Origin of the sequence: Streptomyces nigrescens, from assembly GCF_027626975.1 — a bacterium.
Lineage (GTDB): Bacteria > Actinomycetota > Actinomycetes > Streptomycetales > Streptomycetaceae > Streptomyces > Streptomyces nigrescens.
The window spans coordinates 3,810,673-3,822,197 of sequence record NZ_CP114203.1 but is presented as its reverse complement, the minus strand read 5'-3'; the positions used below and the strand labels follow the sequence as shown (position 1 = coordinate 3,822,197).

Sequence of the window (11,525 nt, the reverse complement as noted above, 5' to 3'; positions counted from 1 at the left end):
GTGCTGGGTACGCGATGTGCCGTACGGGCCGGGTCAGGCCGGATGGGTGAACGACGGCTCGGTCGGCTCCGGTACCTCGTAGTCCCGCTCCCAGCCCTCGCACTCCAGCTTCAGGCTCTGGATGGCGACGGCGTTGGCGTTGGCGTCCAGCTCACCCAGGACCTGGTACTCGCTCGGCCAGGAGCGGTAGATCTTGTGCGAGACGGCGACCTGACCGGCCTCGTTGAGGACCTGGATCACCAGGTCCTTGCGGAAGTCGGCCAGCGACACCTCGGCGCCGAGGCCCGCGCCGACCTGCCAGACCTTGTTGGCCCAGCGGTCGAACTCCGGGTCGTGGGTGACACCGCGTTCCAGGGTGATGCCCTCGAACTCGGAGCGGCCCGGGGACTTGCGCGGGGAGCTGGGGTCGCCGCCGTGCCGGTGCTTGACGACCTCGGTGGTGCGCTTCAGCGGGCTGATCTTGCTGATGCCCGCGACCGTACGACCGTCCCACAGGACCAGGAACTTGAAGTTCTTGTACGGGTCGAAGCGATGGGCGTTGATCTGAAACTCAGCCATCGGATTCCTTCACGTCCTCTGCGGTCACGTCCTGTGCCTGCGGGTGGTCAGACGTCGAACTGGCCGGCCATCTGCTGGATCTTGACGATCACGAACTCCGCTGGCTTGACCGGCGCGATGCCGACGACGACGTTGACGATGCCGCGGTCGATGTCCGCGTCGGTCGTGGTGTCCTTGTCGCACTTGACGAAGTACGCCTGGCGCGGGGTGCTGCCCTTGAACGCGCCCTTCTCGAAGAGCGAGTGCAGATACGCCGAGGCGTTGAGCCGGATCTGCTGCCACAGCTGCTCGGTGTTGGGCTCGAAGACCACCCACTGCAGACCGCGCAGCAGGCTCTCCTCCACATGCAGGGCGAGGCGCCGTACGGGCACGTACTTCCACTCGCTGTCCAGCGCGTCCGCGCCTTCGAGGGTGCGGGCGCCCCAGATCACCGGGCCGACCATCGGGAGGGTGCGCAGACAGTTCACCCCGAGCGGGTTGAGCAGGCCGTTCTCCCGGTCCGTCAGCCTGACCGACAGGGAGTGGACCCCGGCCAGCCGGGCCTCGGTGCCGGCCGGTGCCTTCCAGACGCCGCGCTCGCTGTCCGTACGGGCGATGACACCCGCGACGGCGCCGCACGGCGGGAAGGAGCGCAGCCGCCCGGTGAGCGGGTCGGTGAGCTGGAGGTGCGGGAAGTACAGGCCGGAGTGGTTGCTGCGGACGGGAGTGAAGGCGGCGATACCGGCGCGGGCGGCGTCCACACCGCTCCAGGCCGCCGGGGCGTCGACGAGCAGGAAGATCCGCCGCTCCCGGCACAGCCGCCCGGCCGCCGACAGCACCGTGATCATGTCCTCGGTGGACTCGTAGGAGGCCAGCTCGGGCAGCGCCAGCAGATTGACGTCCGCGACCTCGCGCAGCGCCTGCAGACCGCTCTTGCGGGCCTCGCTGCCGATCAGGTCGCGCGGTCCGGGCGGCTCGCCGTCCTCGCCGCCGCACAGCGGGAAGACCGGTGGGTTGACGGAGGCCTCCAGGCCCAGGTCATTGGCGCATTCGCCGAGGAACCGCACCACGTCGCCGGGGTCGGTGGACCCGGCCACGACCTGGATGCGGCGGCCGAACGCGGTGACCTCGGCGCCCGCGAAGGCGTGCTTGCCCGGGGCGTCCGGCAGGGCGCGCAGCTTGTGCTCCAGCAGCAGCGCCAGCTCGGCGACCGTGCACGGCGCCTCCCCGTCGCAGTCCGGGTCGTAGAGGGTGAACTCCCGCTCCACCTCGCCGATCTTCACCGTCAACGCGACGTTCAGATCGGGGAGTTCGTGGTGGAAGGCCTTGGAGACGGTGCCGGAGGGGTCCGGACGGCCCTCGCCGACGACGCGGACGCGGATCAGGGAGGAGCCGGCGTTGATCACCGTCTCGGCGAAGTGGCCGTGGCCGGGGTCCATGGACAGGCCGGCGAAGGACTCACGGGCGGTGCCGTGGGCGTCCAGGACCTGGAGGTTGAAGGTCTCGCAGGGAGAGGGGTGGCCCGAAGCGCCTTCGGCGGGAGTGTCGTGGTCGACGGCCACCCGCAGGCCGGAGCCCCACACGCCCGGCTCCTTGGCGTGCACCTCCAGCACCGGGCACTGGCTGTGTCCCTCGGTGGACTCCAGGGTGACCTGGGCTTCCTTGCCGCTGCCGGCTTTGGTGACCCGGACGATCACGGCGACGGTGCCGCCGTTGCCGAAGAACTGGTGGACGGCGTACGCGACCGGGCTCTGCGAGGTCAGACCGCCGAAGCGGCGCTCGAAGTCGGCGAAGCTGGTGATCTGCACGGGCTGGTTGAGCGGTCCGCGCCGGGTGTGGCCGACGAAAGCGGTCACGGATGTGGTGACGGTGGTGATGCTGCGGATGCTGCTGGGAAGCTCTTCGACATAAACGCCGGGATAGGTCGTATGTGTCGGCATTCCCCCTCCAATCCCTTCGGGCACCGAGTGTGAGGACACCAAGAAATCGAGAAAGGGGGAGGGAGAGCGGATGCGGGAGGCCTCGCGACCGCCCCTGCCCGCGGCCACGCATCCCCCCACTACTCATCAAGTTCCCCCGTCTGCACCCGGTGCAAAGCGATCTGCCGACCGACCTGCACGGGACCAAGCCCGAAGCTTGTGACTCCTGATGCGTAAGTATGCGTAAGTGCTCAACACAGTGTCCGCAGAGGGGAGTTGAAGGGTCAAGAGTCCTTTCCGGACACCGCCTGCGGAGGTCTTGTGCCTAGGAGTCGCAGCTTCTTCCCAAACGGATTCCCGCGTCACCGGAACCGAAATCACCTGAGACGGGGCGCACGGGGGCGTACCGGGAGGAGATCGCGAACCTCGCGCGACGCCGGAGTGCACGGCGAGTGACAACCGCGTCGGCCCCCGGACGGGGCCGGGAGGCGCCTCCCGCCACATAAGCCCTCGGGACGGAGGAAAACCACCCGAGAACATGCGGAAATCTCAGGGAGGCGTAACTTGGCCAAAAGATCTGTGATGGTAATCACCGCTGGAGTGTGATCTGCGATTTAGGGCCTCACGTCCTGCGGCGATAACCTGCGGGACGGACATGCCGCGTATCCGGTCACCGTGTACGCCTCCCTCAGTGACAGCGCCGTCACGTTGCCCTTCGCGGCACGCCCATCGCAGACGAACGAACCGCGATCACTACGGCGATTCTGAGAAGACAAGGGACGGACGCGCGTGGACCTGTTCGAGTACCAGGCGAGGGACCTCTTCGCCAAGCACGGTGTACCGGTGCTGGCCGGTGAAGTCATCGACACGCCTGAGGCGGCCCGCGAGGCGACCGAGCGGCTGGGCGGCAAGTCTGTCGTCAAGGCCCAGGTGAAGGTCGGCGGCCGCGGCAAGGCCGGCGGCGTCAAGCTGGCCGGCACCCCGGACGAGGCTGTCGCCCGGGCGACGGACATCCTCGGCATGGACATCAAGGGCCACACGGTCCACAAGGTGATGATCGCCGAGACCGCGCCGGAGATCGTCGAGGAGTACTACGTCTCGTACCTCCTCGACCGCACCAACCGCACCTTCCTGGCCATGGCCTCCGTGGCCGGCGGCATGGACATCGAGGAAGTCGCGGCCACCCGCCCCGACGAGCTCGCCAAGGTCCCGGTCGACGCCAACGAGGGTGTCACCAAGGAGAAGGCCCAGGAGATCGTCGCCCAGGCGAAGTTCCCGGCCGAGGTGGCCGACAAGGTCGCCGACGTGCTGGTGACGCTGTGGAAGACCTTCATCGACGAGGACGCGCTCCTCGTCGAGGTCAACCCGCTCGCCAAGGTCGCCAGCGGTGAGGTCATCGCCCTCGACGGCAAGGTCTCCCTGGACGCCAACGCCGAGTTCCGCCAGCCGGAGCACGAGGCGCTGGAGGACAAGGACGCAGCCAACCCGCTCGAGGCTGCGGCCAAGGCCAAGGGTCTGAACTACGTCAAGCTCGACGGCCAGGTCGGCATCATCGGCAACGGCGCGGGTCTCGTCATGAGCACCCTGGACGTCGTCGCCTACGCCGGCGAGAAGCACGACAACGTCAAGCCCGCCAACTTCCTCGACATCGGTGGCGGCGCCTCCGCCGAGGTCATGGCGAACGGCCTGGAGATCATCCTCGGCGACCCGGACGTCAAGTCCGTGTTCGTCAACGTCTTCGGTGGCATCACCGCCTGTGATGAGGTCGCCAACGGCATCGTCCAGGCCCTGGAGCTCCTCAAGTCCAAGGGCGAGGACGTCAACAAGCCCCTGGTCGTGCGTCTCGACGGCAACAACGCGGAGCTCGGCCGCGAGATCCTGTCGAAGGCCAACCACCCGCTGGTGCAGCGTGTGGACACCATGGACGGCGCGGCCGACAAGGCCGCCGAGCTGGCTGCTAAGTAAAGGACGAGGACACAACAACCATGGCTATCTTCCTGACCAAGGAAAGCAAGGTCATCGTCCAGGGCATGACCGGTGCCACTGGCATGAAGCACACCAAGCTGATGCTCGGTGACGGCACCAACATCGTCGGCGGTGTGAACCCGCGCAAGGCCGGCACGAGCGTCGACTTCGACGGCACCGAGGTACCCGTCTTCGGCTCCGTCGCCGAGGCGATGGAGAAGACCGGCGCCGACGTGTCCGTGCTCTTCGTGCCGCCGGCCTTCGCCAAGGCCGCCGTCGTCGAGGCGATCGACGCCGAGATCCCGCTCGCCGTCGTGATCACCGAGGGCATCGCGGTCCACGACTCCGCCGCCTTCTGGGCGTACGCGAAGGCCAAGGGCAACAAGACCCGGATCATCGGCCCGAACTGCCCCGGCCTGATCACCCCCGGCCAGTCCAACGCCGGCATCATCCCGGGCGACATCACCAAGCCCGGCCGCATCGGTCTGGTGTCGAAGTCCGGCACGCTGACCTACCAGATGATGTACGAGCTCCGTGACATCGGCTTCTCCTCGGCCGTCGGCATCGGTGGCGACCCGGTCATCGGCACCACGCACATCGACGCCCTTGAGGCGTTCGAGGCCGACCCCGACACCGACCTGATCGTCATGATCGGCGAGATCGGCGGCGACGCCGAGGAGCGTGCGGCCGACTTCATCAAGGCCAACGTCTCCAAGCCGGTCGTCGGCTACGTCGCGGGCTTCACCGCGCCCGAGGGCAAGACCATGGGCCACGCCGGCGCCATCGTCTCCGGCTCCTCCGGCACCGCCCAGGCGAAGAAGGAGGCCCTGGAGGCCGCCGGCGTCAAGGTCGGCAAGACCCCGTCGGAGACCGCGCGACTGGCCCGCGAGATCCTCGGCGGCTGATTGCGCGACCCGCACCGCCGGACCCGTCCTGCGGCGCAGTGCACCGGACGCGGCCCCGCACCCTCTGGGGTGCGGGCCCGCGGCCGTTCCGGGCGGCGCGCCCTGCGTGCCACCCGCCTCAGCGGAGCTCGGGGGCCAGCCGGGCCTCCCTGAGCCGCTTCCGTACGGCCGCGTTCCCCTGCTCCCGCGCCGCGTTTCTGCGCTCCCGTGCCGCGTTTCTCCGCTCCCGTGCCGCGTCCCGCTGCTCCCGGGTGGCCGCGCCATGGGTCCGGGCCGGTGAGACCCGGGTGTGCGGCGCGGTCGCCAGGGGCCGCTTCGGCGGCGGCGTCGAGTGGTCCGGGGCGAGGGCCATCATCACCAGCGTCACCAGCGCGAACAGCCCGGTCCCCCCGAAGGCCGCCCGGGTGGTCCGCCGGGCACTGCGCTCGCTGCCGCCGCGTACGTGCGCCGCCGCGCGCGGCGTCACCTCCACCGCGGACAGCGGCCCGGCAAGCCGGTCCCGCAGGACCTCGCCCTGCCGCTCCGGCGGGAGCCCGTCGAGCCCCAGCTCCGGCAGCAGCGCGGCGATCCGCTCACGCGCATGCGTCAGCCGCCCCGCCGCGGCCGGGGCGCTCGCCTCGATCTCGGCCGCGGTCGCACCCAGGCCGAGCCCGACCCCGTCGTGCAGCAGCAAGACCCGGCGGTATGGGGCGGGCAGGCTCAGCAGGGCCGCCGGCAGCGCGCCGTCCGGCCCGGCGGCCTTCGACGGTTTCCGCGGGCCGCGGGCGGTGCGCAGCCCGGGACACAGCTGGTGCCACGGCGTCAGCGCGTACTCGTACACCGCCGCCCGCACCCACCCCGCCGGATCCGGATCCACCGCGACCTCCGGCCAGCACTGCCAGGCCAGCCGGAACCCCCGCTCCACGGCCCGCCGGGCGAGCCACGGCCGCCCGGTGAGCAGATAGGCCTGCTGCATCAGCGCCGCCGCGTGCCGGGTGTGGAGATCGTCGAAGGCGGTGGCGGCCTGCTCGCGCTGGGTCATACAGAGCAGTGTGGAAAACCCGCACAACCGGCGCAGCGCGACACGTCGGGCATTTCGCCAGTACATGGCGGAAAGGTGTCTTGTTGGCAGCATGGCGGCGTGAGCCAGTTGATCGAGCGTGGCCCTACGTTGTCCTCGCACGGCCGGACCGCCGCACAGCGCTCCTCCGCGATCGGCGCGGCCTTCCTCGGCGGTGTGACGGCCGCCGGTCTCGGCCTCGGCGCGCTGACGGTCGCCGTGCTCCTGCTCTGGGTCGCCTCCCCCTACCCCGACAGCGGCCCCTCCCGGGCCCTGCATCTCGCCGCCGACCTGTGGCTGCTGGCGCACGGTGGCGACCTCGTACGCACCACCGCCCACTCCGGCGCCCCGGTCGCCGTGACCCCGCTGCTGCTCGCCGTCCTCCCGGTCTGGCTGCTCCACCGGGCCGCCCGCCACGCCCTGGCCACCTCGGTCGACGGCCCGCCCGTCCCCGCCCCGGCCGCCGGCCGCGCCGCGGACCCCGCCCGGACGGTCGCCCCGCGCACCCTGCTCGGCGCGCTGCTCACCGGCTATCTGCTGATCGTGGCCGCCGCCTTGCTCTACGCCTCCGACGGACGCCTGCAGGCCGAGCCGCTCAGCGTGCTGCTGTGCGTACCGGCCACCACGGCCGCCATCCTCGCCGGCACGGCCTGGCGCCTCCTCCGCCACCCCGGCACCGAGCTGCTGCCCGCCAAGATCCTTCAAGCCCGCTCCAGGGCGCCGCGCCGGCTGCGGGCCTTCCTCGGCGGCTCCCCGGTCGCCGCCGCCCGCCGGGGGGCCGTCTGCCGGGCCGCCGGCGCCGCCCTCGGCGCCCTGCTCGCCGCCGGTGGACTGCTCACCCTGCTCTCGCTCGGCCTGCACGCCGGCCGGGTGCACCACGACCTCCTCCAGCTGGCGCCCGACTGGGCGGGCCGCGCCACGGTGCTGCTGCTGTGCCTCGCCCTGCTCCCGAACGCGGCGGTCTGGGGCGCCGCCTACGGCCTGGGGCCGGGTTTCACGGTGGGCGCGGGCAGCACGGTCGCCCCGCTGGGAACCTCGGCGCACCCCGTGCTGCCGCAGCTGCCACTGCTCAGCGGGCTGCCGGACGCCGGTCCGGGGAACCCGCTGACCTGGGCGGTGGTCGTCGTCCCCGTGGCGGCCGGGGTACTGCTCGCCCGTCAGGTGGCCCGTTCCGCGACCGCGCCGGACTCCCCGGGCGCGCCCTGGTCCTGGTGGCCGACGGCATGTGTGGCGGCCCTGGGGGCCGGCGCCTGCGGCGTGGTCATGGCCGTGCTGGCGGGCCTCGCCGGCGGCGCCCTGGGCACCGGCGCCCTCGCCGCCTTCGGCCCGAGCTGGTGGCGTACGGGCCTGGCGACCGCGGCCTGGACCGCCCTGACCGGCATCCCGGTCGCGGTCGCGCTCCGGTTCTGGTGGCTGCGCGCCCCACGACGGGAGACCGAGGCGGCCGGGCAAGAGGCGGCCGGGCAGGAGGCGACCGGGCCCGAGACGGGGGCCACGAAGGGCGGGGGCGGCGATGCGGCGGCCGGCGCGGACGGCGCGGACGGCAAGACGGGCGACGACGGTGAGCAGAACGGTGCCCAGAACGGCGCCCCGCACAACAGCGCCCCGGAGGACGGCGGCGGCCTCAAGCAAGACAGCGACGGCGCGGACGCGCTGAGCGCCCTCGCCGCAGCCCGGTGCGGTGCGGCGGCGCCCGGAGGGGGCGCGGGGAACGGCGCGCCCGGCCACGACGCAGCCGCAGACGCCTGACGGCCCGGCTCGGCCCGCCCCGCGGGAGCGCCGCCCGCTACTCCCGCGTGCCCAGCAGCGGCCGCAGCTCCTTGGGGAGCAGGTTCTCGCAGGACTTGCCGGCCGACTGCGTCAGGGCGTCGTTCACGCAGGCGAAGTAGTCGCGGTAGACGATCTGCACGGTGAAGGTCGCGGCCACCATCATCAGCGCCAGCGACGCGGTCACCAGCCCCGCGATCGCCGAGGTGACCTGCGGCCGGGTGGAGCCGGGCGCGGACGGGGCGCCGCCGGGCCGGTCCCCGCGGTCGGGCTGGGCGCTGGGCGCGGGGCGGCCCTCCATGGCGGCGGTGGTCGCCGCGGCGGAGGCCTTCGCGGGGGCCGGCTTGGCCCGCAGCGAGCTGATGCCCCAGTAGATCGCCAGCGCACCCAGCAGCAGGGCGACCTCCGGCAGGCTGAACAGCACGAAGAAGAACGACCACATGCCGGCGAGCAGCGCGTAGCGCGCCCGGCGCTGCGCCGGGTCGGTGGGGTCCCAGCGCAGCCCGCCGGGGCCGCCGGGTCCGCCGGAACCACCGGGTCCGCCCTGCTGGCCGTTGCGGCCGCCGGGCCGGTTGCCGAAGCCGCCGCTCTGCCGGCCCGGCTGCCGGGGGCTCCACTGGTTGCCCCAGCTAGGCGTCTGCTCGTCCTGCGGCTGCTCCTCGTCGCCGTCGCCGTCGCGGTCCTCTCCGGACCGGTGGCGTGGGCGCCATGCCTGGTCGGGGGCGCCGGCCGGCGGCGGGGCGAAGGGGTTGTCCTGCTCGGTGCCCGGGGAATCCGGGGCGGTGGGCTCCGGCGACGAGGACGACGACTTGCGCTCCCGCGGCAGCAGCACCACCCCGGGGGAGGTGGCGGGCAGAGGGAGCAGGAGGGCCGCGCGGCGGCGTCGGTCCGTCATCTGGAGTGAGTCTTCCCCTTGTCTCGTCCGCGCGCGGACCTCAGCGGCCGGCGCGCGGTTACCACGAACTGCATGCAGTCTTACGCCTGACGCTACCTCCCGGGCCCGCCCCCGTCCCGTGGGGGCCGCGCGGTGTGCCGGTATCGTTGCTGACGGTCGGCGCCTTCGTAGGGTTCCCCGGATCTGCGGTACCCGCAGTCTTGTACGACCACACAAAGCACGCGAGATCGGAAAAGAGCCCCGCCGTGGCTTCCTCCCCACCCCCCGCCCAGCCCGTTCGCCCCGCCCGCATCGTCGCCCTCGTCTCCGGTTCCGGGACGAACCTGCAGGCGCTGCTGGACGCCATCGCCGCGCAGGGCCCGGAGGCGTACGGGGCCGAGATCGTGGCCGTCGGCGCCGACCGGGGCGCCATCGCGGGCCTGGAGCGCGCCGCGTCCGCGGGGCTCCCGACATTCATCTGCCGGGTCAAGGACTACGACAGCCGTGCGGACTGGGACGCGGCCCTCACCGAGGCGACCGCCGCGTACGAGCCCGATCTGGTGGTCTCGGCCGGTTTCATGAAGATCCTGGGCAAGGAGTTCCTCGCCCGCTTCGGCGGCCGCACCGTCAACACCCACCCGGCGCTGCTGCCGAGCTTTCCCGGTGCCCATGGCGTGCGCGATGCGCTCGCGTACGGCGCGAAGGTCACCGGATGCACCGTCCACTTCGTCGACGACGGTGTCGACACCGGCCCGATCATCGCCCAGGGCGTGGTCGAGGTCCGGGACGAGGACGACGAATCCGCGCTGCATGAGCGCATCAAGGAAGTCGAGCGATCGCTGCTCGTCGAGGTCGTGGGGCATCTGGCCCGGCACGGCTACCGCATTGAGGGACGAAAGGTACGTATCTCGTGACCGCCACCGAAGGCACGAAGCGGCCCATCCGCCGCGCGCTGGTCAGCGTCTACGACAAGTCCGGGCTGGAGGAGCTGGCACAGGGTCTGCACGCGGCGGGCGTCCAGCTCGTCTCCACCGGATCGACGGCCGCGAAGATCGCCGCGGCCGGGGTGCCGGTCACCAAGGTCGAGGAGCTGACGGGTTTCCCCGAGTGCCTCGACGGCCGGGTCAAGACCCTGCACCCGAAGGTGCACGCCGGCATCCTGGCCGACCTCCGCCTGGAGGACCACCGGCAGCAGCTGTCCGATCTCGGGGTCGAGCCCTTCGACCTGGTGATCGTCAACCTCTACCCGTTCCGGGAGACCGTCGCCTCCGGCGCCACCCCCGACGAGTGTGTGGAGCAGATCGACATCGGCGGCCCCTCGATGGTCCGCGCCGCCGCCAAGAACCACCCGTCGGTCGCCATCGTCGTCAACCCCGCCCGTTACGGGGACGTCCTCAAGGCCGTCGCCGACGGCGGCTTCGGACTGGCCGAGCGCAAGCGGCTGGCGGCGGAGGCCTTCCAGCACACCGCGGCGTACGACGTGGCCGTCGCCTCCTGGTTCGTGGACGACTACGCAGCCGACGACGCCGCTTTCCCCGAGTTCCTCGGCGCCACCTACTCCCGCAAGAACGTCCTGCGGTACGGCGAGAACCCGCACCAGGGCGCCGCGCTGTACGTGGACGGCAGCGGCGGGCTCGCGGAGGCCGAGCAGCTGCACGGCAAGGAGATGTCGTACAACAACTACACGGACACCGACGCCGCGCGCCGGGCCGCGTACGACCACACCGAGCCCTGCGTCGCGATCATCAAGCACGCCAACCCCTGCGGTATCGCGGTCGGCGCGGACGTCGCCGAGGCGCACCGCAAGGCGCACGCCTGTGACCCGCTCTCCGCCTTCGGCGGCGTCATCGCCGTCAACCGCCCGGTCTCCGTGGCGATGGCCGAGCAGGTCGCCGACATCTTCACCGAGGTCATCGTGGCCCCCGGCTACGAGGACGGCGCGGTCGAGATCCTCGCCCGCAAGAAGAACATCCGCGTGCTGCGCTGCCCCGAAGCGCCGTCGAACCCCGTAGAGGTCAAGCCCGTTGACGGCGGCGCGCTGCTGCAGGTCACCGACCGGCTCCAGGCCGAGGGCGACGACCCGGCCAACTGGACGCTGGCCACCGGCGAGGCGCTGTCCGCTGCCGAGCTCGCGGAGCTGGCGTTCGCCTGGAAGGCCTGCCGAGCGGTCAAGTCCAACGCGATCCTGCTCGCCAAGGACGGTGCCTCGGTCGGCGTCGGCATGGGCCAGGTCAACCGCGTCGACTCCGCGAAGCTCGCGGTCGAGCGGGCGGGCGAGGAGCGCGCACAGGGTGCGTACGCCGCCTCGGACGCGTTCTTCCCGTTCCCGGACGGCCTGGAGATCCTGACGGCCGCCGGCATCAAGGCCGTGGTCCAGCCCGGCGGTTCGGTCCGTGACGAGCTGGTCGTCGAGGCCGCGAAGAAGGCCGGCGTGACGATGTACTTCACGGGGACGCGGCACTTCTTCCACTGAGCCGCGGATGCCCGGAGGGCCGCACCCCCGCTCGGGGGTGCGGCCC

Annotated in this window: 9 protein-coding genes; 5 read left to right on the top strand and 4 right to left on the bottom strand. The window is 72.0% G+C overall.

The features are described from left to right. Positions 1-33: 33 nt before the first annotated feature. A complete protein-coding gene (locus tag STRNI_RS17055) occupies positions 34-558 on the bottom strand; it encodes a phage tail protein (protein ID WP_093637077.1) in 525 nt (174 codons plus the stop codon). 47 nt (positions 559-605) lie between these two features. Beyond that, positions 606-2,477 (bottom strand): phage tail sheath family protein, encoded by a 1,872-nt coding sequence (locus STRNI_RS17050; protein WP_159486605.1) that lies wholly within the window; start codon positions 2,475-2,477, stop codon positions 606-608. Between the two features lie 768 nt (positions 2,478-3,245). On the opposite strand from STRNI_RS17050, the gene sucC reads away from it, so the two are divergent. Both sucC and sucD read left to right on the top strand, forming a co-directional pair. After that, positions 3,246-4,421, top strand: coding sequence for an ADP-forming succinate--CoA ligase subunit beta (gene sucC, locus STRNI_RS17045; protein WP_018089557.1), 1,176 nt, complete (start codon positions 3,246-3,248; stop codon positions 4,419-4,421). A gap of 20 nt (positions 4,422-4,441) precedes the next feature. Further along, on the top strand, positions 4,442-5,326 hold the full coding sequence (sucD, locus tag STRNI_RS17040) for a succinate--CoA ligase subunit alpha (RefSeq protein ID WP_018089556.1): 885 nt from the start codon (positions 4,442-4,444) through the stop codon (positions 5,324-5,326). Between the two features lie 118 nt (positions 5,327-5,444). Here the strand turns inward: sucD and STRNI_RS17035 are convergent, their stop codons facing one another. Further along, a complete protein-coding gene (locus tag STRNI_RS17035; RefSeq protein WP_277411527.1) occupies positions 5,445-6,347 on the bottom strand; it encodes an RNA polymerase sigma factor in 903 nt (300 codons plus the stop codon). 99 nt (positions 6,348-6,446) lie between these two features. On the opposite strand from STRNI_RS17035, the gene STRNI_RS17030 reads away from it, so the two are divergent. Continuing rightward, complete coding sequence (locus STRNI_RS17030) at positions 6,447-8,114, top strand: cell division protein PerM (RefSeq protein ID WP_277411526.1); 1,668 nt, start codon at positions 6,447-6,449, stop codon at positions 8,112-8,114. Positions 8,115-8,151: 37 nt separating this feature from the next. On the opposite strand, the gene STRNI_RS17025 is transcribed toward STRNI_RS17030, so the two are convergent. Further along, complete coding sequence (locus STRNI_RS17025; RefSeq protein ID WP_274737733.1) at positions 8,152-9,027, bottom strand: hypothetical protein; 876 nt, start codon at positions 9,025-9,027, stop codon at positions 8,152-8,154. Positions 9,028-9,272: 245 nt separating this feature from the next. On the opposite strand from STRNI_RS17025, the gene purN reads away from it, so the two are divergent. Beyond that, positions 9,273-9,920, top strand: coding sequence for a phosphoribosylglycinamide formyltransferase (gene purN / locus STRNI_RS17020; protein WP_093637092.1), 648 nt, complete (start codon positions 9,273-9,275; stop codon positions 9,918-9,920). After that, complete coding sequence (gene purH / locus STRNI_RS17015; protein WP_018089551.1) at positions 9,917-11,479, top strand: bifunctional phosphoribosylaminoimidazolecarboxamide formyltransferase/IMP cyclohydrolase; 1,563 nt, start codon at positions 9,917-9,919, stop codon at positions 11,477-11,479. The genes purN and purH overlap by 4 nt, the downstream gene beginning before the upstream one ends. Positions 11,480-11,525: the final 46 nt, after the last annotated feature.

Excerpts from the sequence above, each read along its gene's own strand:
- STRNI_RS17055 (WP_093637077.1), bottom strand. The coding sequence starts at position 558 with ATGGCTGAGTTTCAGATCAACGCCCATCGCTTCGACCCGTACAAGAAC.
- STRNI_RS17050 (WP_159486605.1), bottom strand. The coding sequence starts at position 2,477 with ATGCCGACACATACGACCTATCCCGGCGTTTATGTCGAAGAGCTTCCC.
- sucD (WP_018089556.1), top strand. The coding sequence starts at position 4,442 with ATGGCTATCTTCCTGACCAAGGAAAGCAAGGTCATCGTCCAGGGCATG.
- STRNI_RS17035 (WP_277411527.1), bottom strand. The coding sequence starts at position 6,347 with ATGACCCAGCGCGAGCAGGCCGCCACCGCCTTCGACGATCTCCACACC.
- STRNI_RS17025 (WP_274737733.1), bottom strand. The coding sequence starts at position 9,027 with ATGACGGACCGACGCCGCCGCGCGGCCCTCCTGCTCCCTCTGCCCGCC.